Below are 19,201 nucleotides of genomic sequence, written 5' to 3' on the forward strand. Positions count from 1 at the left end.
CATCCCGCTCCAGCGGCCGTGACGACGCTTGGAGCGGCGAAAAAACGCAGTGAGATGGCCGCGGCCGAGCGCTGCGCCAGAGACAATGCTGCAGCAGGGACATGGCCGCAGGGCGCGGCAAAGAACGCCAGAAGCCTTGTGCGAGCCGCTGTTACTCGACCCGCGTCACCGCCTGGGGCTTGAAGCCCAGGTCCGCTGCCTTGCCCTTGCGGCCGCGCGCGGCGCGGGCGTTGTTCAGGCTGCGGATCTCCAGCGTTTCGTCGCGCTGCTTGCCGCCCCGGCCGATGCCATCGAGGCGGATGCTGCGCGTATAGGCGGCCGCGCCTGCGAGCTGGTCCTTGTCTTCCAGGTCGATCAGCATCAGGCCACGGCCGCCGTTGGCCATGGTTTTCAGCTCGGTGATCTCGAACGTGAGGATGCGCCCGCCGGTGGAGGCGCAAGCCACATGCGTGGCGGGCACCACCGGCTTGCTGCCTGTGCCGCCTGCGGCGTGCGAAGGCACGCACACGGTTTCGCCCTCGCCCAGGGTGATGAAGGCCTTGCCGCCCTTCTGGCGCGAGACCATGTTCTCCACCGCTGCCAGAAAGCCGTAGCCGCCCGAGTTGGACAGCAGCAGCGTGGCGTTGGCAGGCCCCGCAAAGTAGTGCAGCAACTGCGTGCCGGCTTCCAGCTCAATCAGCGTGGTCACCGGCTGGCCGTCTCCCCGCGCGCCCGGCAGCAGCGACACGGCCACCGAATACACGCGGCCATTGCTGCCAAAGGCCAGCAGGGTATCGACCGTGCGGCATTCAAACGTGCCGTACAGCCCGTCGCCCGCCTTGAAGGCAAAGCTGGCGGCCTCGTGGCCGTGGCCGGTGCGGGCGCGCACCCAGCCTTTTTGCGAGACGACCACGGTGACGGGCTCGTCCACCACCTTCACTTCGGCCACAGCCTTTTTCTCGGCCTGGATGAGCGTGCGGCGTGCGTCGGCAAAGGTCTTGGCGTCGGCCTCGATCTCCTTGACCATGGTGCGGCGCAGCGAGCCGGGGTTGTTCAGGATGTCTTCCAGCTTGCCCTGGCTTTCGCGCAGTTCTTTCAGCTCCTGCTCGATCTTGATGGCTTCCAGCCGCGCGAGCTGGCGCAAGCGGATTTCGAGAATGTCCTCGGCCTGCCGGTCGCTGAGGTTGAAGCGCGCAATCAGCGCGGCCTTGGGCTCCTCGGCGTGACGGATGATGGAAATCACCTCGTCAATATTGAGCAACACAATCTGCCGACCTTCGTAGATATGTATGCGGTCCAGCACCTTGTCCAGGCGGTGCTGCGTGCGCCGCGTGATCGTGGTCTGGCGGAAGGCGATCCACTCTTCCAGCATCTGGCGCAGCGACTTCTGCACCGGCTTGCCATCGAGCCCCACCATGGTGAGGTTGATAGGCGCCGAGGTCTCCAGGCTGGTGTGGGCCAGCAGCGCGGTGATCAGCTCTTGTTGCGGGGTCTTGCCTGTCTTGGGCTCAAACACCAGGCGCACGGGCGCGTCTTTGCTCGACTCGTCGCGCACCACGTCCAGCACGGCCAGCATGCTGGCCTTGAGCTGGGTCTGGTCCTGGCTCAGCGCCTTCTTGCCCGCCTTGACCTTGGGGTTGGTGATTTCTTCGATCTCTTCCAGCACGCGCTGGGTGCTCACGCCGGGCGGCAGTTCGTTGACCACCAGCTGCCACTGGCCGCGCGCCATGTCCTCGATCTTCCAGCGTGCGCGCACCTTCAGGCTGCCTCGGCCCGTGCGGTAGGCGTCGGCAATGTCGCCGGGGCTGCTGATGATCTGGCCGCCGCCGGGGTAGTCCGGGCCGGGCACGATGGCCAGCAGCTCGTCCTGGCTGAGCGATGGCGTCTTGATGAGCGCCACACACGCATCGGCAATCTCGCGCAGATTGTGGCTGGGGATCTCGGTGGCCAAGCCCACGGCAATACCGCTGGCGCCGTTGAGCAGCGCAAACGGCAGGCGGGCGGGCAGCTGGCGGGGTTCTTCGGTGCTGCCGTCGTAGTTGGGCATGAAATCGACCGTGCCTTCGTCGATTTCGTCGAGCAGCAGACTGGTGATGCGCGACAGGCGGGCTTCCGTGTACCGCATGGCCGCAGCGCCATCACCGTCGCGGCTGCCGAAGTTGCCTTGGCCGTCGATAAGGGGGTAGCGCTGCGCAAAGTCCTGCGCCATGCGGACCAGTGCGTCGTAGGCCGACTGGTCACCGTGCGGGTGGAAGCGGCCCAGCACATCGCCCACCACGCGGGCGCTCTTGACGGGCTTGGCGGCCGTATTGCGCGTGGGGCCGCTGTAGCCCAGCCCCATGCGGTCCATCGAATACAAGATGCGTCGCTGCACGGGCTTGAGGCCGTCGCACACATCGGGCAGCGCACGGCCCTTGACGACCGACAGCGCGTATTCCAGGTAGGCGCGCTGGGCGTAGCCCGCCAGGCCCAGGGAGTCGCCCCCGTCATCGCCTGCGGTGGTGAAATCAAGAGTGGGTTGGTCGCTCATTCGTTAGCGCTCATTCGTTCGGAATCGTCGGTAAGGGTTCAAACGCGGTCTGCGGCGCGTTGCGGGTCTGTGCCACCTGGGTGGGCGGCAGGTTGCCCCGGTTCTGCGCGCCGCCCGACAGCTCCATGCGCACACGGCCCGGCAGGGCGCGCTGTGTCAACACGGGCGCTGGCGGCTTGAGCTGGGCGTACAGGCCCAGCACGGTGCGCACGTAGTTCTGGGTTTCCTTGAAAGCTGGCACCTGGTTGCCCGCCTTTTGCACGGCGCCTTCGCCCGCGTTGTAGGCGGCCACGGCCAGGTCCATGCGGCCGGGGAACAGGTCCAGCAGGTAGCGCAGGTATCGGGTGCCGGTGGGTACGTTCACAGCAGGGTCGGCCAGTTTTTGCTCCACCGTGCGCTTCTTGTCCGCACTCACGCCAAAGCGGCTGGCCGTAGCGGGCATCACCTGCATCAGGCCCACGGCGCCCTTGGGCGATACGGCGGCGGCGTCAAAGCCGGACTCGGTGGCGATCACTGCCTGCAGCAGCTCATAGTCCACGCCATGCTGGGTGGACGCAGCGCGCAGGTGGTGCTTGACGCGCTTGTAGTCGGGCGCAATGTCGAAAAACGCCAGCAGGCGCGCGCCCGCTGCAGGCAGCGCGTAGGGCATGGGCGAGGCATTGACGGGCGTATCCCGGGTCGAGTCAAAGTCGTTGCCACGAAAAAACAGCTGGTAGCGCGCATCGACCTGCTCCGCCGCAAAGTGCGTCACGCCACGCTCGTCCACATGCGCCCACAGGTCTGCACGGGCCGTTTGTTGCAAAAAGCAGAGCAAACAACCCAACACATACCAGCGCAAGCGGCCGATTTGGCGAAATGAGGTCATGGCAGGCGGCTCGGGCGCGTATGACGCTGCTCTTCAGATATCGACCTCGACCGCATCGCCATGCAGCTCCATCAGCTCGCGGCGCGCGGCGGCTTCGCCCTTGCCCATGAGCTTGGTAATCAGCCCCTCGGTGGCGGCAAAGTCCATGTCGCCCAGCTGCACGGGCAGCAGACGGCGGGTGTCGGGGTTGAGCGTGGTTTCCCACAGCTGCTCGGCGTTCATCTCGCCCAGGCCCTTGAAGCGGCTGATCTGGCACTTCTCGCGCGGCACGCCGTCCTTTTCGGCCTTTTCCAGGATGGCGGCCAACTCGCCATCGTCCAGCGCGTACATCTTGGCCGCAGGCTTCTTGCCACGCGCGGGCACGTCCACACGGAACAGCGGCGGGCGCGCCACATAGATGTGGCCCGCCTCGATGAGCTTGGGAAAGTGGCGGAAGAACAGCGTGAGCAGCAGCACCTGGATGTGCGAGCCGTCCACGTCCGCGTCGGACAGGATGCAGACCTTGCCATAGCGCAGGCCGCTCAGGTCGGGGGTGTCGTTGGGGCCGTGCGGGTCCACGCCAATGGCTACCGAGATGTCGTGGATTTCGTTGTTGGCAAACAGGCGGTCGCGCTCCACCTCCCAGGTGTTGAGCACCTTGCCGCGCAGCGGCAAGATGGCCTGGCTTTCCTTGTCGCGGCCCATCTTGGCACTGCCGCCGGCCGAATCGCCCTCGACCAGGAACACTTCGTTGTGCGCGGTGTCACGGCTTTCGCAGTCGGTGAGCTTGCCGGGCAGCACGGCCACGCCCGAGCCCTTGCGCTTTTCAACCTTCTGGCCCGCCTTCTGGCGCGTCTGCGCGGCCTTGATGGCCAGCTCAGCGAGCTTCTTGCCGTATTCGACGTGCTGGTTGAGCCACAGCTCCAGCGCCGGACGCACAAAACCGCTGACCAGGCGCACCGCGTCGCGCGAATTCAGGCGCTCCTTGATCTGGCCCTGGAACTGCGGGTCCAGCACCTTGGCCGACAGCACGTAGCTGGCGCGCGCAAACACGTCCTCGGGCAGCAGCTTCACGCCCTTGGGCAACAGACTGTGCAGTTCGATGAAGCTCTTGACGGCGTTGAACAGGCCGTCGCGCAGGCCGCTTTCGTGCGTGCCGCCCGCGCTGGTGGGAATCAGGTTGACGTAGCTCTCGCGCATGGGCTGACCGTCTTCGGTGAAGGCCACGGCCCAGGCGGCGCCCTCGCCTTCGGCAAAACTTTCGTTGTTGCGGTCGGCAAAACCCTCGCCCTCGAACAGCGGGATCACCGGATCGCCGTTCAGCGTCTGCATCAGGTAGTCGCGCAGGCCGCCTTTGTACTGCCACGTTTGCGTGTCGCGGGTTTTCTCGTTGACCAGCTGCACCGTTACGCCGGGCATGAGCACGGCCTTGCTGCGCAGCAGGTGGGTCAGCTCGCCCATGGGCAGGGCGCTGGATTCGAAATACTTGGCGTCGGGCCACACGCGCACCGAGGTGCCCTGCTTGCGCTCGCCCGCCTCCAGCGGCCGGGCCACCAGGGGCTCGATCACATCACCAGCCGCAAACACCAGCCGCGCCACCTTGCCCTCGCGATAGCTGGTGGCCTCCAGCCGGGTAGCCAGGGCGTTGGTGACCGACACGCCCACGCCATGCAGGCCGCCCGAGAAGCTGTAAGCCCCGCCTTTGCCCTTGTCGAACTTGCCGCCCGCGTGCAGGCGGGTGAAGACCAGCTCGATCACCGGCGCGTTTTCTTCCGGGTGCATGCCGAAGGGGATGCCCCGGCCGTCGTCTTCCACACTGACCGAGCCGTCGGCGTGCAGGGTGACGCGGATCTTCTTGCCGTGGCCGGCCAGGGCCTCGTCGGCGGCGTTGTCCAGCACCTCCTGGATGATGTGCAAGGGGTTGTCGGTGCGGGTGTACATGCCCGGGCGCTGCTTGACGGGCTCCAGGCCCTTGAGCACGCGGATCGAACCTTCGGAATATTCGCTGGCGGAAGCAGAAGACGGTTTGGCAGACATAGCGGCGGATTGTAGTGCGGCCACCGCCCTGGGGCTGGATAAAAAGACAGTCTTCCCGCGACCCTGACGGCAACTGTATTGGTCGCGGGTGTATCAGCGCGTTTCACACAATCTGGCTACATTCCTGCGCATGCACATGAATCCTCCCAAACTATCCATGTTCCAGGTGCTGGCCTGCGGCGCGGCCATCGTGACCCTGTCCATGGGCACCCGCCACGGGTTCGGGCTGTGGCTGCTTCCCATCACCCAGGAGATGGGCTGGACGCGCCAGTCGTTCGCCCTGGCCATCGCCATCCAGAACCTGTCCTGGGGCCTGATCGGGATATTTGCGGGCATGGCGGCCGACCGGTTTGGGGCCTTCCGCGTCCTGCTGGGTGGTGCGGTGTTGTATGCCTTGGGCCTGGCAGGCATGGCCCTGTCGCCCACGCCCACGGTATTTGCACTGACGGCGGGCGTGCTGATTGGCGCGGCCCAGGCGGGCACCACCTATGCAGTGATTTACGGCGTGCTGGGGCGGCAGATTGCGCCCGAAAAGCGCTCGTGGGCCATGGGCGTGGCGGCGGCAGCGGGCTCGTTCGGGCAGTTTCTGATGGTGCCGGTGGAAGGCTGGCTCATCGCGGGCCTGGGCTGGCAGCAGGCGCTGCTGGCGTTGTCGATGGCGGTGCTGCTGATCGTGCCGCTGGCCTTTGGCCTGCGAGAGCCGGGCTTCAAGGGCACGGCCCCGGTCAAGCGCGACCAGACCATTGCGCAGGCGCTGGGGGAGGCCTTCAGCTACCCCAGCTTCAACCTGCTGATGGCGGGCTACTTTGTGTGCGGCTTTCAGGTGGTGTTCATTGGTGTGCACATGCCCAGCTACCTCAAGGACCACGGCCTGTCGCCCCAGGTGGCCAGCTATGCGCTGGCGCTGATCGGGCTGTTCAACGTGTTCGGCACTTACATCGCGGGCACGCTGGGCCAGCGCATGCCCAAGCGCCACATCCTTGCCTTCATCTACTTTGCCCGCGCGGTGGCAATCAGCATCTTCCTGCTGGTGCCGCTGTCGCCGCTGTCGGTGTACGTGTTCTCGGCGGTGATGGGCGCGCTGTGGCTGTCCACCGTGCCCCCCACCAATGCCACCATCGCGCAGATCTTTGGCGTGCAGCATTTGTCGATGCTGGGCGGCTTTGTGTTCTTCAGCCACCAGATCGGCAGCTTCCTGGGCGTCTGGCTGGGCGGCTATCTGTATGACGCCACCGGCAGCTACGATATCGTCTGGTACATCGCGATTGGCCTGGGTATTTTTGCCGGGCTGGTGAACTTGCCGGTCAAGGAAAGCCCGATCTCGCGCAGCAGCCCACAACCCGCCTGACCTTTTGGCCTTCTCCCTGCATGAGCCACACCACCCCGCCCCGCAAAACCACGCCGCGCGCCCTGCGCTGGCTGGGCGGCGCCGTGGCCGTGTTGCTGTGCCTGGTGGTGTTTGGCTTTTACACCGTGCCCGAATTCATGGTGATGCTGGCCGACCAGATGTGGGCGTGTTTTTGACCTGCTCCGCAACATTTTCAAGCGTTTTTGGCCGCAAGCGCTAGTGGATCATGCGCAGGCAGCTATTATTTTTATAGTCTCATGCACGGTATGCACGGTACAGAGGCCCCTTCGGAATGGGTGCGGCGCTGGAGCCACCTGATCGCCCCCAAAAGCACCGTGCTGGACGTTGCCTGCGGCGCAGGGCGCCACCTGCGCTATCTGCGTGGACAGGGGCACACGGTGGTCGGCGTGGACAGGTCGGCCGAGGCGCTGGCCGCCTGCGAAGGGCTGGGCGAGCTGGTGCAAGCCGACATCGAAAACGGCCCCTGGCCTTTTGCAGGCCGCCAGTTTGGTGGCGTGGTCGTCACCAACTACCTGTGGCGCCCCTTGCTGCCCACCATCGTGGCCAGCGTGGCGCCGGGCGGGGTGCTGATCTATGAAACCTTTGCCCAGGGCAACGAAACCGTGGGGCGCCCCGCCCGGCCTGAGTTTCTGCTGACGCCCGGCGAGCTGCTGCACGTGTGCAAGGAATTGCGCGTGGTAGGTTATGAAGACGGCTTCATCGACGAACCTGCGCGTTTCGTGCAACGCATCACGGCCGTACGGGAACTCCCGCAGGCGGGCGGACCCTCACGACATCTTTTGCCCATCGGGGCTAGTTAGAATGCCCTTTTACCGTTTACCACTGCGGACATGACTTCTTCTTCCGTGCCACTCACCGGCAGCATCGTCGCCCTCGTCACCCCCATGCATGAGGACGGTAGCGTGGACTACCCCACCTTGCGCAAACTGATCGACTGGCACATCGCCGAAGGCACCGATTGCATCGGCGTGGTGGGCACCACGGGCGAGTCCCCCACGGTGAACGTGGAAGAACACTGCGAAATCATCCGCGTGGCCGTGGAACAGGCCGCCAAGCGCGTGCCCATCATGGCCGGCTGCGGCGCCAACTCCACCGCCGAGGCCATCGAACTGGCCAAGTTCGCGCGCGGCGTGGGGGCTGACAGCCAGCTGCAGGTGGTGCCCTACTACAACAAGCCCACCCAAGAGGGCCAGTACCAGCACTTCAAGGCCATTGCCGAGGCCACGGGCGACCTGCCCATCGTGCTGTACAACGTGCCCGGCCGCTCGGTGGCCGATATGCAGCACGACACCGTGCTGCGCCTGGCCCAGGTGCCCGGCATCATTGGCATCAAGGAAGCCACCGGCAACATTGAGCGCGCCCAGTGGCTCATCCGCGACGTTCCCAAAGGCTTTGGCGTGTACTCGGGCGACGACCCGACCGCCGTGGCCCTGATGCTGTGCGGTGGCCACGGCAACATCAGCGTGACGGCCAACGTGGCCCCGCGCCTGATGCACGAGCTGTGTGTGGCCGCCCTGGCGGGCGACGCGCGCCGGGCCATGGAAATCCAGTTCCAGCTGATGCCCGTGCACAAGAACCTGTTCGTCGAAGCCAATCCCATCCCGGTCAAGTGGGCCATGGCCCGCATGGGCCTGTGTGGCGGCACCATGCGCCTGCCCATGACGCCCCTGACCAGCAGCAACGAGACTGTGGTCGAGTCGGCACTGCGCACCAGCGGCCTGATCTAATTCGGGCTTTGCGCCCGCTCTCAGAGACACTTCCCAAGGATTTCCGCGTGAAAGCTGCTACCACCCGCCTCAGCCTGCTGGCCCTCGCCATGGCCCTGTCCGCCTGCTCCACCAGCATTCTGGAAGGCGACAAGATCGACTACAAGAGCGCCGCGAAGGGCTCGTCGCTGGAAGTCCCGCCGGACCTCACCCAGCTGTCGCGTGACTCGCGCTACGCCATGCCGGGTGGCTCGGTGTCAGCCGCCGCCATGCAGGCCGGCCAGGCCGCGCAGCCATCGGGCAACGCCAACGCCGCGGCCCTGCAGCTGGGCGACGTGCGCATCGAGCGCGATGGCAACCAGCGCTGGCTGGTGGTCAACCGCCCCGCTGACAAGCTGTGGGAGCCCGTGCGCGACTTCTGGCTGGAAAGTGGCTTCACGCTAGCCCAGTCAGAGGCCAATGTCGGCATCATGGAAACCGACTGGGCCGAGAACCGCGCCAAGCTGCCGCAGGATTTCATCCGTTCCACCATCGGCAAGCTGATGGAGTCCCTGTACTCCACCGGCGAGCGGGACAAGTTCCGCACACGTCTGGAGCGCAATGCCAATGGCGGCACCGAGATCTACATCACCCACCGCGGGATGGTCGAGGTCTATGGCAACGTCACCAAGGACAGCACCGTCTGGCAACCTCGCCCCTCCGACCCGGAACTCGAAACCGAATTCCTGCGCCGCCTGATGGTTAAGCTGGGCGTGAGCCAGGAGCAGTCCAAGGCTGTCGCCGCAGCCCCCGCACCGCGCGCCCAGGCTGCCCGCATGGCCACGGTGAACAATGTGCCGGTGGTGCAACTGGACGAAGGTTTTGACCGCGCATGGCGCCGTGTGGGCCTGGCGCTGGACCGCACCGGCTTCACGGTGGAAGACCGCAACCGCAATGAAGGCACGTACTTCGTGCGCTACGTGGCGCCGGACACCGAGAAGAAAGAGCCAGGCTTCTTCAGCAAGCTGTTCAGCTCCACTTCCGCAACCCCTCCGCTCAAGTACCGCATCGTGGTGCGCAGCCAGGGTGAAGCAACCACCGTGTCTGTGCTCAACGAAGCCGGCGCCCCCGAAACCTCGGCCAATGCCGAGCGCATCGTGCGCGTGATTGCTGACGATCTGAAATAAGCGGCGCAGGCCGAAAGGCCGCCACCCACACCTCTGGAGCCCCCTCCGCCTTCGGGTGGACGGTGGCTCTGGTTTTTTGGACTGCCACAAACCCATTCTTTCGCCCCGCCATGCTTCGATTCAAGAACCTGGGCAGCGGCAGCACCGGCAATGCCACGGTGGTCGAAGGCCGCAGTGGCAGCCAGGTGCGCCGCCTCTTGATCGATTGCGGGCTCGGCATCCGGCAATTGCAGGCCCGCTTGGCACAGGCGCAGTTGCAGGTGGAAGACCTGGACGCCCTCTTCATTACCCACGAACACTCCGATCACATCGGCTGTGCCCAGACCCTGGCGCTGCGTTTTCGCATTCCCGTGTGGATGAGTGAAGGCACATACGCGGCCCTGGGCGCGCCAGACCTGGACGGCTTGCTGCGGGTAGCGCACGACATGGAAGCAATCGACATGGGCGCGTTTGAAGCCCGCCCGTTCACCGTGCCGCACGATGCCCGCGAGCCTCTGCAGCTGCGCTGCTCCGACGGCGCCGCACACCTGGGCATCCTGACCGATCTGGGCCATGCCAGTCCCCATGTGCTGCAGCAACTGCAGGGATGCCACGCCCTGATGATCGAGGCCAATCACGATCCCGACATGCTGGCGGCCTCTCGCTACCCGCCGTTCCTGAAACGCCGCGTTGGCGGGCTGTACGGCCACCTGGCCAACACAGCAACCGCAGAGATCCTGCGCGCGGTGCAGCATGACGGCCTGCAGCGCGTGGTGGCGGCGCACCTGAGTGCGCAGAACAACCTCCCCGCCCTTGCCCGCCAGTCACTGGCCGCCGCGCTGGGGTGGGCGGATGAGGATATCCAGGTCGCCAGCCCCACCGAGGGGACGCAATGGTTCGACGTGAACCCCTCTGATGGCCGAACCGTGCGCCCTTAACTGCCTCACCCTGGCGAAGGGCATAAAAAAAGCCCCGGACCTTGCGGTGCGGGGCCGTGGCACAGGCCGACCTTGGGGTCAGCCCAGAGCCTGCAGCGATTTACTTGGCCGCGGAAGCGCCGGTAGCGGCGGTGGCAGCAGCGTCAGCAGCAGCCTTGGCAGCGTCAGCGGCAGGAGCAGGAGCAGCAGCGTCAGCAGCAGGTGCAGCGGCAGCAGGAGCAGCAGCGTCGGAAGCGGCAGGAGCTGCTGGCTCGGCGGCGGGAGCAGGTGCTGCGGCGGGAGCTTCCACAGGAGCGGGTGCGGGTGCTGGAGCGGGTTCTTCCTTCTTGCCACAAGCGGCGAGTGCAGCAGCAGCGATCAGGGCGGCCAGAACGAGAGAGTTCTTCATTTCGATTTTCCTATTTGGACAGACAGAATCTTGAAAAGCCACGGCGTCAGGCTTCCTGAGCCCATGCACGCATTGGCACAATGCACTTGGTTGCACCTTTTTGGGCACAGCCGCAGATTATATTGGTATTTAGTCAATACTGACTAACACTGACGAAAGCTTTACGCCAGCTTGACTTTGCGCAGTATCCCGGCGGGCGCGACCACCGCGTGGCGCCATGCCAACGGGCGTTCCCCAAAATGGGGCAAAAGCTACAACCCCAGCGTGGTGGAGGGGAATCCAGGCGCGCTCTTGCTGCGCACCCACTCGTTGAGAGTCTCATGCAGCAGCACCCGGCGATCGGCCTCGCTGCCAGTCACCCCCACGCAGCGCTCGGGATCAAGCCGGTGCAGCACCCATTGCGGCGACCACAACGCACTGGGCAGGTCCAGCGGGTCGGCCGCCGGGCTGCGGCGACAGGTGATGATGTGGTCCCAGGTGCCGCGCCAGCGCACAAAGCGGGCATGGCGGCGGATCACGTCGTCATAACTGCAAGCCAGCATGGTGAAGCGCCGGCCGCTGCGGGCCCAGTCCTGCAAGGCCTCGACCACCGCACGCTCGCCCAGGGGCCAGTCGTGGAAGTTGGCATCGCTGATGAAAATTTCCTGCCAGCCATCCCTCGCCGCCGTGGCAATGGCGTCGCGCACCAGTTGCTGAAACGTCTCGCGCCCGCTGAATCGCCCGCTGGGCAAGTCGCGCAAAGGCTCGGCAGAGGGGGTGGCTGTGTCGGTCATCACCTGGCTCCTGGTCATTCTCCACCGGCCCAGACATGGGCCCAGCCCGCATCACACCACGACGAAAGCAGTTCCAGCGCATCGTCGCTGGCCCGGGCCAGATCCCGTGCCGACAGCCGGCGCTCATCCGCTAGGCGCCGCATCAGCGTGGCGTCACGCCCTGCCGCACGGTAGCTTTCACCGTTGATGAAGATGTGGTGTGCGTCGTACATCATGCGGCTCTTGCGGTCCAGCCGCACCCCTTCCAGCATCACCCGGGTGTCGCCCGGCTCAAACCACACGCTGGGTTTGGGCTCGGTGAGGTACTCGCCCAACGCGCGCTCCAGCACCAGGGGCTGGGCCAGCGCACGCGACAGGGCTTCGCGCGCAAAGTCCTGTAGCCCGGCGGGAATGTGCGCTGGCTGCGCCACCGCGTCCTGCCCTGCATCGCGGTAGAGCAACGGATGATCGTCCTCCCCGGCATCTTCCGCCAGACGCACCAGCAGCTCTTGCGCCAGCTCGGCGCGGGCTGGCGCGCGAAAACCGATGGAATACGTCATGCACTCGCCTTCGGCAATCCCGTCGTGGGCATAGCGCGGAGGCAGATACAGCATGTCGCCCGGCTCCAGCACAAACTCTTCTTCGGGCTCAAACTCGGCCAATATCTTCAAGGGAATGCCGTCGCGCAGCGACAGATCCTTCTGGCGCCCGATGCGCCAGCGCCGCTTGCCGTGCGCCTGCAGCAAAAAGACGTCGTAACTGTCGAAATGAGGCCCTACGCCACCGCCGTTGCTGGCGTAGCTGATCATGAGATCGTCCAGCCGCGCCTCGGGCACAAAACGAAACTGTTGCATCAGCGCATGCACCGCGTCGTTGTGCAGATCGACGCCCTGCACGAGCAGCGTCCAGTCGGGCTGCTGCAACGCAGGCAGTGCTCGGCGGCTGAAGGGCCCGTGGCGCAGCTTCCAAACGCCCTTGACCAGTTGCACCAAACGCGACTCCACGCCCTCTTGGGCAGCCAGCGCAAACAGCTCGGTCCGCAGCACCGGCGGTGCAAACTGCGGGATCGCCTGGCGCACCAGCAAGGGCTTCTTCTGCCAGTGGCGGCGCATGAATTGCGCGGGAGTGAGGCCGCCGAGCAGCGCCAGGGGTTGCTGAATGTCCATGAGGAAAGTCTTGCCCCTTTGCGGGGCCGTTGGTCAAACTGCGACAATTCTCCTATGGAAATTACCCAACAATGTGTGGTCGCACTGACCTGGACCCTGAAAGACACCCTGGGCGAAGAGCTGGACGTGCTCGACGAACCTGTGGAGTTTTTGGTGGGCGGTGATGATCTCCTGCCCCGCATCGAAGAGGCCTTGCAAGGCCATGGCCCGGGCGCCAAGCTGGCGCTGCACCTCGAACCCGAGGACGCCTTCGGTGACTTCAATGACCAATTGCTGTTCTTGGAGCCACGCGCCCTTTTCCCCGCCGAGATCGAAGAAGGCATGACCTTTGACGGCATGGCGCTGCCCGAAGGCTGCAACCCCGATGCCCCCCGCACCGCCCTGTACACCGTGGCCGAGATCTACCCCGACCACATCGTGCTCGACGGCAACCACCCGCTGGCGGGCATCGCGCTGCGCCTGCAACTGACCGTGGAGGCCGTGCGCGAGGCCACCGAAGAGGAGATTGGACGCGGCACCGCAGGAACCGGCTTCTTCCGCATTCAGCCCCAGGCTCCAGGCAGCTCGTTGCTGCACTGAGCCCCCTAAGAACCGGTTCAAAAAGCACAACGGGCGCCCCGAATCAAATCGGGGCGCCCGTTTTTTGTGGTGTCGATCAGATCACATGCGCGAGATCTGGCCGTTGTACAGACGCACGCGGTCACCGATGCGCAGGTCACCCGGGCTGCTCACGTCGTACACGCGGTAGCCACCTTGGTCCAGCTGCACAGACAGCCGGTATCCCTGCACGTATTCCTGGTTGTTGCGGCCTTCGATGGCGTTGCCAGCCACTGCACCACCCAGCACGCCCACCGCAGTGGCTGCGGCGCGGCCCGTGCCCTTGCCCACCTGGTTGCCCAGCACCCCACCCACCACGGCGCCCAGAACGGCACCCGTGCCAGTGGTCTGGCCTTGGCTGCGTCCTTGCAGGACCTCAATGTTGGAAACGCGGCCATATTCTGTGCCCGCTTGTTGCTGCGGATAGGCAGGAGCCGTCTGGTACCCACTGGAATAGCCGCCGGAATACTGCGGCGCGGGGGCGGGGCGGCTGTGGCCGCAAGCGGCCAGCGAAGCAGCCAGAACCACGGTGCCCACGAGGGCGAGAGGACGGTGGAATTGCATGTTCAATCTCCTGAAGTTGTCGGACTACGCATTGGCAAAAGAATCCAGAAGGATCCCAGCTCAATGCCCATGTGCAGATTGAAACAACGCCCGAGGATGCCGTAGCGTAGACACAGGGGCCATCGATAGGTCGGTAACAGACCCATCGAAACGTAAGCGGATTCTTACAAACCAGCTACGCTACCCCGGGGGCGCCACGCCAACAGCTGGTGCGCGTTAGGACTTGCCCGTGGAGCCGTACCCGCCCTCACCCCGCTGTGTGGCTGCGAACTCGGTGACGACGTTGAACTGGGCCTGCACCACCGGAACAATCACCAGCTGGGCCAACCGCTCCATGGGCTCCAGAGTGAAAGCCACGTTGCTGCGGTTCCAGGCGCTCACCATGAGCTGCCCCTGGTAGTCGCTGTCGATCAACCCCACCAGGTTGCCGAGCACGATGCCATGTTTGTGGCCCAGGCCCGAGCGCGGCAAGATCAGCGCGGCATAGCCTGGGTCTTGCAGGTAGATCGCAATGCCGGTGGGTACCAGTTGCCAGGCGTTGGGCTGCAGGGTCAGCGGCGCATCCAGGCAGGCACGCAGGTCCAGCCCCGCGCTACCGGGCGTGGCATAGGTCGGCAATTGGTCCACCATGCGCGGGTCGAGAATCTTCACGTCAATCTTCACGGTTTTTTCTTTCCTGTTCCTAATCCTGTACCACTGCGCTGCTGCACCACTTGTCGCAAGCGATCCTGTAAGGCTTGCGTCGCTGCATTCACTCCCGAGGCCTGGGCGCCCCCAAGCTGCGCTGCCGATTGCATCAGCCAGCCCAGCCCCCACCACACCACGCCCATGACCACCAGACCGGGCAAAGAGCCCTGACCGAGCAGGAAAAGGGCGATGCCGTGCAACACCACCATCACGAGCAACACCGCACGCACCGTGCGCAATACACCGGCCAGCGGTCGCATCGCCTGCAGCAGATCGGGCGGCAGAGCCTGGGCTTGTGCACCGGCGTTGGGCGCCCGGGCTGCTCTGCCGACAGCGGCAGCAGCGGCAGCAGGAGCCTGCGTCACCGGGGCTTTCTGCAGGGGTTTCTGTGCGGTCAGGCGCTCCACATAGGCCGCAAAATCGCCATCGGGCGGCGTGTCCCAATCAGGTTTGGTAGCACCAGTTGTCATCACACCTCCGCAGGGTGGTGGTCGTCAAGAAGGCAGCGGTGGCAAACGCGCGGCGATCTCGGCAATGAGCTGCTGCGCCAGCACCCGTTTGGACGCGCGGGGCAGCTCACGGTGGCCCTGCGCGTCCACCAGCAACAGCGCGTTGTCGTCCTGCCCAAAGGTGGCGGGGCCGATATTGCCGACCAGCAAGGGAACGCCCTTTCGCGCCCTTTTGGCTGTGGCATGGGCCAGCAGGTCATGGCTTTCGGCGGCAAAACCCACGCAGAAAAGGTCGCCTTCCAGCGCATGGGGCGACTTGGCGATGGTGGCCAGAATGTCGGGGTTCTCGACAAACTCCAGCGATGGGGACTGACCCGAGCCGTCTTTTTTGATCTTCTGGTCAGACGCGTGGGCCGGGCGCCAGTCGGCCACCGCAGCCGTAGCAACAAACACCGAGGCGGCCTGCACATGCCGCTGCACGGCCGCCAGCATTTCCTGGGCAGATTGCACATTGACGCGCCGCACACCGCGTGGCGTGGGCACATGCACAGGCCCGGCGACCAGCGTGACATCGGCACCTGCCTCGCGCGCCGCACGGGCCACGGCGAAGCCCATCTTTCCGCTCGACAGGTTGGTGATGCCACGCACCGGATCGATGGCTTCAAACGTGGGCCCCGCCGTGACGAGCACCGACCGGCCTGCAAGGGTCTTGGGCGTGAAAAAAGCGATCAGCTCGTCCAGCAACTCCAGCGGCTCCAGCATACGGCCGTCACCCGTCTCGCCACAGGCCTGGTCGCCATTGCCCACGCCCAGCACCACGGCACCGTCCTGCCCCACCTGCGCCAGATTGCGTTGCGTGGCGGGATGGGCCCACATTTCGCGGTTCATGGCAGGGGCCAGCAGCAAAGGCACGCGCTGCGCGGGGCGCGCCAGACACAGCAGGCTGAGCAACTCGTCCGCACGCCCCTGCACCAGGCGCGCGATGAAGTCTGCACTGCAGGGCGCGATCAGGATCGCATCCGCCTCGCGGCTCAGATTGATGTGGGGCATATTGTTGGGCTCGCGGGCATCCCATTGCGAGCCATACACCGTGCGGCCTGACAGGGCCTGCATGGTGACCGGGGTGATGAACTGCTCGGCCGCCTCGGTCATCACCACCTGCACGGTGGCGCCCTCCTTGATGAGCTGGCGGCACAGATCGGCTGCCTTGTAGCAAGCCACGCCCCCACTCAGACCCAGAACAATGTGTTTGCCAGCAAGCTCATTCATGGGGCGAATTTAGCAGACGGGGGTGACCCTGCCCCCGGGGGTGTCGCCGGGGTGCCATCTATAATCCCAATTTCCCACCACCAGGGGGCCTCTCGAAACCTGTGGCGCCGGCAAGCGCTGCGGATCGGGATGGGCTGCTAGGCGCAAACCACAGCAATGGCCCAGCCATTGCGCGGATTTGCAACGCCGCAGACCGCACGAGTCCGTAGATGCTTGCGTCGCTACAGGTTCCGAGAGGCTCCCTTCAGACATGACCAAATTTGTCTTCGTCACCGGCGGTGTGGTGTCTTCCCTCGGTAAGGGAATCGCCTCAGCCTCCCTTGCCGCGATCCTCGAATCGCGGGGACTCAAAGTCACCCTCATCAAGCTTGACCCCTACATCAACGTAGACCCGGGCACCATGTCGCCGTTCCAGCACGGCGAGGTGTTCGTGACCGATGACGGCGCAGAAACCGACCTGGATCTGGGCCACTACGAGCGTTTCATCGAAACGCGCATGAAGAAAACCAACAACTTCACCACGGGCAAGATTTACCAGTCCGTGCTGGAGAAGGAGCGCCGCGGCGACTACCTGGGCAAGACCGTGCAGGTCATTCCCCACGTCACCAACGAGATCCAGGAGTTCATCAAGCGCGGCGCCGGCATCGGCACGCCCGATGCCGTGGATGTGGCCATCGTCGAAATCGGCGGCACCGTGGGCGACATCGAATCGCTGCCGTTCCTTGAAGCGGTGCGCCAGATGAGCCTGCGCATGGGCCCGAACAACGCGGCTTTTGTGCACCTGACCTACCTGCCCTGGATTGCGGCAGCGGGCGAGCTCAAGACCAAGCCCACCCAACACACCGTGCAAAAGCTGCGCGAGATCGGCATCCAGGCCGACGCCCTGCTGTGCCGCGCCGACCGCCGCATCCCAGAGGAAGAACGCGCCAAGATCTCGCTGTTCACCAACGTGCCCGAATGGGGCGTGATCAGCATGTGGGACGTGGACACCATCTACAAGGTGCCCCGCATGCTGCACGAACAGGGCCTCGACGGCCTGATCTGCGACAAGCTGCGCCTGAACACCCCGCCCACCAGCCTCAAGCGCTGGGACGACCTGGTGTATGAGACCGAGCACCCCCAAGGCGAAGTCACCATCGCCATGGTCGGCAAGTACGTGGACCTGTCGGACAGCTACAAATCGGTCAACGAGGCCCTGCGCCACGCCGGCATGCGCAACCATGTGCGCGTGAAGATCGACCATGTCGATTCCGAGACCATCGACAGCGCCGACGCAGTCGCCAAGCTCGCCAAGTACGACGCCATCCTGGTGCCCGGCGGCTTTGGCCAGCGTGGTGTGGAAGGCAAGATCGCCACGGCCCAGTTTGCGCGCGAGCGCAAGGTGCCCTACCTGGGCATCTGCCTGGGCATGCAGGTGGCCACCATCGAGTACGCCCGCCATGTGGCCGGCCTGGCCAACGCCAACAGCACCGAGTTCGACCCCACCACGCCCCACCCCGTGATCGCCCTGATCACCGAGTGGAAGGATGCCGATGGCACCATCAAGACCCGCGACGAGAACTCCGACCTGGGCGGCACCATGCGCTTGGGCGCGCAAAGCTCGGACGTGGCCAAGGACACGCTGGCGCACAGCATCTACGGCGACGTGGTGACCGAGCGCCACCGCCACCGCTACGAAGCCAACGTGAACTACCTGGACCAGCTGCGCAAGGCGGGCCTCGTGATCTCGGCACTGACGCAGCGCGAGCAGCTCACCGAGATCGTGGAGCTGCCGCAAAACGTCCACCCCTGGTTCATCGGCGTGCAGTTCCACCCCGAGTTCAAGTCCACGCCCTGGAACGGCCACCCGCTGTTCAACGCCTTCATCAAGGCGGCCGTGGAACACCAGCAAGCGGCGAAAAAAGCCTAAGGGGACCTCACCATGCAGCTGTGCGGATTCAATGTCGGCCTGGACCAGCGTTTCTTTTTGATCGCGGGCACCTGCTCCATCGAAGGCCTGGAGATGTCGCTCGACGTCGCGGGCCAGCTCAAGGAAGCCTGTGCACCGCTGGGCATTCCGCTGATCTACAAAGGCTCGTTCGACAAGGCCAACCGCTCCTCCGGCACCAGCAAGCGTGGTGTGGGGCTGGAAGCGGGCCTGAAGATCCTGGACGAAGTACGCCGCCAGCTGCAGTTGCCCATCCTGACCGATGTGCACGACACCTCGCATGTGGCCGAGGTGGCCAGCGTGGTCGATGTGCTGCAGACGCCCGCCTTCCTGTGCCGCCAGACGGATTTCATCCGCGCCGTGGCGCAAAGCGGCAAGCCGGTCAACATCAAGAAGGGCCAGTTCCTTGCGCCCTGGGACATGAAGAATGTGATCGACAAGGCCCGGTCTGCAGCGGCCGAAGTAGGCCTGTCGGAAGACCGCTTCCTGGCCTGCGAGCGCGGCGTGAGCTTTGGCTACAACAACCTCGTGGCCGACATGACCAGCCTGGCCGAGATGCGCAACTCCGGCGCACCCGTGGTGTTTGACGTGACCCACTCGGTGCAAAAGCCTGGCGGGCTGGGCGCCGTGAGCGGCGGCGCACGCGACATGGTGCCCGTGCTGGCCCGCGCGGGCGTGGCTGCGGGTGTGGCAGGCCTGTTCATGGAAACCCACCCACGCCCTGCCGAAGCCTGGTCGGACGGCCCCAACGCCGTGCCGCTCAAGCACATGAAGGCGCTGCTGGAGACCTTGGTGGCGCTCGACGACGTCACCAAGAAAAACGGATTCCTCGAAAACAACTTTGGAGCTTGAGA

Annotated in this window: 19 protein-coding genes; 9 read left to right on the top strand and 10 right to left on the bottom strand. The window is 65.1% G+C overall.

Going from position 1 to position 19,201, the window contains the following annotated elements:
* Positions 1-151: 151 nt before the first annotated feature.
* Genes parC through DNK89_RS05450 form a run of 3 tightly spaced genes read right to left on the bottom strand, consistent with a single transcriptional unit; the run spans position 152 to position 5,390 of the window.
* Entirely contained in the window at positions 152-2,509 is a 2,358-nt protein-coding gene (gene parC / locus DNK89_RS05440) for a DNA topoisomerase IV subunit A (RefSeq protein ID WP_110959274.1), read from the bottom strand.
* 10 nt (positions 2,510-2,519) lie between these two features.
* The gene (locus DNK89_RS05445; protein WP_110959275.1) at positions 2,520-3,374 is read right to left on the bottom strand and encodes a lytic transglycosylase domain-containing protein; all 855 of its coding nucleotides are present in this window, start codon (positions 3,372-3,374) and stop codon (positions 2,520-2,522) included.
* Between the two features lie 33 nt (positions 3,375-3,407).
* Positions 3,408-5,390 carry a DNA topoisomerase IV subunit B gene (locus DNK89_RS05450; RefSeq protein WP_110959276.1) on the bottom strand — a complete coding sequence of 661 codons (1,983 nt, stop codon included), beginning with the start codon at positions 5,388-5,390 and terminating at the stop codon, positions 3,408-3,410.
* Between the two features lie 130 nt (positions 5,391-5,520).
* On the opposite strand from DNK89_RS05450, the gene DNK89_RS05455 reads away from it, so the two are divergent.
* From DNK89_RS05455 to DNK89_RS05475, 6 genes are all read left to right on the top strand, one after another.
* The gene (locus DNK89_RS05455) at positions 5,521-6,738 is read left to right on the top strand and encodes an MFS transporter (RefSeq protein WP_110959277.1); all 1,218 of its coding nucleotides are present in this window, start codon (positions 5,521-5,523) and stop codon (positions 6,736-6,738) included.
* A gap of 20 nt (positions 6,739-6,758) precedes the next feature.
* Positions 6,759-6,914: a hypothetical protein gene (locus DNK89_RS24545; protein ID WP_203422208.1), complete on the top strand. Its 156-nt coding sequence runs from the start codon at positions 6,759-6,761 to the stop codon at positions 6,912-6,914.
* 90 nt (positions 6,915-7,004) lie between these two features.
* Positions 7,005-7,559 (top strand): bifunctional 2-polyprenyl-6-hydroxyphenol methylase/3-demethylubiquinol 3-O-methyltransferase UbiG, encoded by a 555-nt coding sequence (locus tag DNK89_RS05460; protein WP_110959278.1) that lies wholly within the window; start codon positions 7,005-7,007, stop codon positions 7,557-7,559.
* Positions 7,560-7,589: 30 nt separating this feature from the next.
* Positions 7,590-8,486, top strand: a complete 897-nt coding sequence (gene dapA / locus DNK89_RS05465) for a 4-hydroxy-tetrahydrodipicolinate synthase (RefSeq protein ID WP_110959279.1) — start codon at positions 7,590-7,592, stop codon at positions 8,484-8,486.
* Positions 8,487-8,533: 47 nt separating this feature from the next.
* Positions 8,534-9,631: an outer membrane protein assembly factor BamC gene (gene bamC, locus DNK89_RS05470; RefSeq protein WP_110959280.1), complete on the top strand. Its 1,098-nt coding sequence runs from the start codon at positions 8,534-8,536 to the stop codon at positions 9,629-9,631.
* A 110-nt stretch (positions 9,632-9,741) separates the two neighbouring features.
* Entirely contained in the window at positions 9,742-10,548 is an 807-nt protein-coding gene (locus DNK89_RS05475; RefSeq protein WP_110959281.1) for an MBL fold metallo-hydrolase, read from the top strand.
* A gap of 100 nt (positions 10,549-10,648) precedes the next feature.
* Here DNK89_RS05475 and DNK89_RS05480 read toward each other — a convergent pair whose 3' ends face one another.
* The 3 genes from DNK89_RS05480 to DNK89_RS05490 form a co-directional block, all read right to left on the bottom strand.
* The gene (locus DNK89_RS05480) at positions 10,649-10,936 is read right to left on the bottom strand and encodes a hypothetical protein (RefSeq protein WP_110959282.1); all 288 of its coding nucleotides are present in this window, start codon (positions 10,934-10,936) and stop codon (positions 10,649-10,651) included.
* Positions 10,937-11,187: 251 nt separating this feature from the next.
* Entirely contained in the window at positions 11,188-11,709 is a 522-nt protein-coding gene (locus DNK89_RS05485; RefSeq protein ID WP_110959283.1) for a hypothetical protein, read from the bottom strand.
* Positions 11,710-11,723: 14 nt separating this feature from the next.
* On the bottom strand, positions 11,724-12,854 hold the full coding sequence (locus tag DNK89_RS05490) for a cupin domain-containing protein (RefSeq protein ID WP_110959284.1): 1,131 nt from the start codon (positions 12,852-12,854) through the stop codon (positions 11,724-11,726).
* Between the two features lie 54 nt (positions 12,855-12,908).
* Here DNK89_RS05490 and DNK89_RS05495 point away from each other — a divergent pair, with 54 nt between their 5' ends.
* Positions 12,909-13,433: a peptidylprolyl isomerase gene (locus tag DNK89_RS05495; RefSeq protein WP_015013336.1), complete on the top strand. Its 525-nt coding sequence runs from the start codon at positions 12,909-12,911 to the stop codon at positions 13,431-13,433.
* An 81-nt stretch (positions 13,434-13,514) separates the two neighbouring features.
* On the opposite strand, the gene DNK89_RS05500 is transcribed toward DNK89_RS05495, so the two are convergent.
* The 4 genes from DNK89_RS05500 to coaBC form a co-directional block, all read right to left on the bottom strand.
* A complete protein-coding gene (locus tag DNK89_RS05500) occupies positions 13,515-14,015 on the bottom strand; it encodes a glycine zipper 2TM domain-containing protein (RefSeq protein WP_015013335.1) in 501 nt (166 codons plus the stop codon).
* A 216-nt stretch (positions 14,016-14,231) separates the two neighbouring features.
* Positions 14,232-14,678, bottom strand: coding sequence for a dUTP diphosphatase (dut, locus tag DNK89_RS05505; protein WP_110959285.1), 447 nt, complete (start codon positions 14,676-14,678; stop codon positions 14,232-14,234).
* Positions 14,675-15,172 (bottom strand): hypothetical protein, encoded by a 498-nt coding sequence (locus DNK89_RS24705; RefSeq protein ID WP_238990708.1) that lies wholly within the window; start codon positions 15,170-15,172, stop codon positions 14,675-14,677. Before DNK89_RS24705 ends, dut begins: the two co-directional genes overlap by 4 nt.
* Positions 15,173-15,196: 24 nt before the next feature.
* Complete coding sequence (coaBC, locus tag DNK89_RS05515; RefSeq protein ID WP_110959286.1) at positions 15,197-16,420, bottom strand: bifunctional phosphopantothenoylcysteine decarboxylase/phosphopantothenate--cysteine ligase CoaBC; 1,224 nt, start codon at positions 16,418-16,420, stop codon at positions 15,197-15,199.
* Between the two features lie 250 nt (positions 16,421-16,670).
* Between coaBC and DNK89_RS05520 the strand changes: the two genes are divergently transcribed.
* Both DNK89_RS05520 and kdsA read left to right on the top strand, forming a co-directional pair.
* The gene (locus tag DNK89_RS05520) at positions 16,671-18,329 is read left to right on the top strand and encodes a CTP synthase (RefSeq protein WP_110959287.1); all 1,659 of its coding nucleotides are present in this window, start codon (positions 16,671-16,673) and stop codon (positions 18,327-18,329) included.
* A gap of 12 nt (positions 18,330-18,341) precedes the next feature.
* Positions 18,342-19,199 (top strand): 3-deoxy-8-phosphooctulonate synthase, encoded by an 858-nt coding sequence (gene kdsA, locus DNK89_RS05525; RefSeq protein ID WP_110959288.1) that lies wholly within the window; start codon positions 18,342-18,344, stop codon positions 19,197-19,199.
* Positions 19,200-19,201 lie beyond the last annotated feature (2 nt).

Source organism: Acidovorax sp. ST3 (assembly GCF_003231145.1).
In the GTDB taxonomy this organism is placed as follows: Bacteria; Pseudomonadota; Gammaproteobacteria; order Burkholderiales; family Burkholderiaceae_C; genus Acidovorax.

Coding starts and splice junctions, on each gene's coding strand:
- parC (WP_110959274.1), bottom strand. CDS start 2,509: ATGAGCGACCAACCCACTCTTGATTTCACCACCGCAGGCGATGACGGG.
- DNK89_RS05445 (WP_110959275.1), bottom strand. CDS start 3,374: ATGACCTCATTTCGCCAAATCGGCCGCTTGCGCTGGTATGTGTTGGGT.
- DNK89_RS05450 (WP_110959276.1), bottom strand. CDS start 5,390: ATGTCTGCCAAACCGTCTTCTGCTTCCGCCAGCGAATATTCCGAAGGT.
- DNK89_RS05455 (WP_110959277.1), top strand. CDS start 5,521: ATGCACATGAATCCTCCCAAACTATCCATGTTCCAGGTGCTGGCCTGC.
- DNK89_RS24545 (WP_203422208.1), top strand. CDS start 6,759: ATGAGCCACACCACCCCGCCCCGCAAAACCACGCCGCGCGCCCTGCGC.
- DNK89_RS05460 (WP_110959278.1), top strand. CDS start 7,005: ATGCACGGTACAGAGGCCCCTTCGGAATGGGTGCGGCGCTGGAGCCAC.
- dapA (WP_110959279.1), top strand. CDS start 7,590: ATGACTTCTTCTTCCGTGCCACTCACCGGCAGCATCGTCGCCCTCGTC.
- DNK89_RS05475 (WP_110959281.1), top strand. CDS start 9,742: ATGCTTCGATTCAAGAACCTGGGCAGCGGCAGCACCGGCAATGCCACG.
- DNK89_RS05480 (WP_110959282.1), bottom strand. CDS start 10,936: ATGAAGAACTCTCTCGTTCTGGCCGCCCTGATCGCTGCTGCTGCACTC.
- DNK89_RS05485 (WP_110959283.1), bottom strand. CDS start 11,709: ATGACCGACACAGCCACCCCCTCTGCCGAGCCTTTGCGCGACTTGCCC.
- DNK89_RS05490 (WP_110959284.1), bottom strand. CDS start 12,854: ATGGACATTCAGCAACCCCTGGCGCTGCTCGGCGGCCTCACTCCCGCG.
- DNK89_RS05495 (WP_015013336.1), top strand. CDS start 12,909: ATGGAAATTACCCAACAATGTGTGGTCGCACTGACCTGGACCCTGAAA.
- DNK89_RS05500 (WP_015013335.1), bottom strand. CDS start 14,015: ATGCAATTCCACCGTCCTCTCGCCCTCGTGGGCACCGTGGTTCTGGCT.
- DNK89_RS24705 (WP_238990708.1), bottom strand. CDS start 15,172: ATGACAACTGGTGCTACCAAACCTGATTGGGACACGCCGCCCGATGGC.
- coaBC (WP_110959286.1), bottom strand. CDS start 16,420: ATGAATGAGCTTGCTGGCAAACACATTGTTCTGGGTCTGAGTGGGGGC.
- DNK89_RS05520 (WP_110959287.1), top strand. CDS start 16,671: ATGACCAAATTTGTCTTCGTCACCGGCGGTGTGGTGTCTTCCCTCGGT.
- kdsA (WP_110959288.1), top strand. CDS start 18,342: ATGCAGCTGTGCGGATTCAATGTCGGCCTGGACCAGCGTTTCTTTTTG.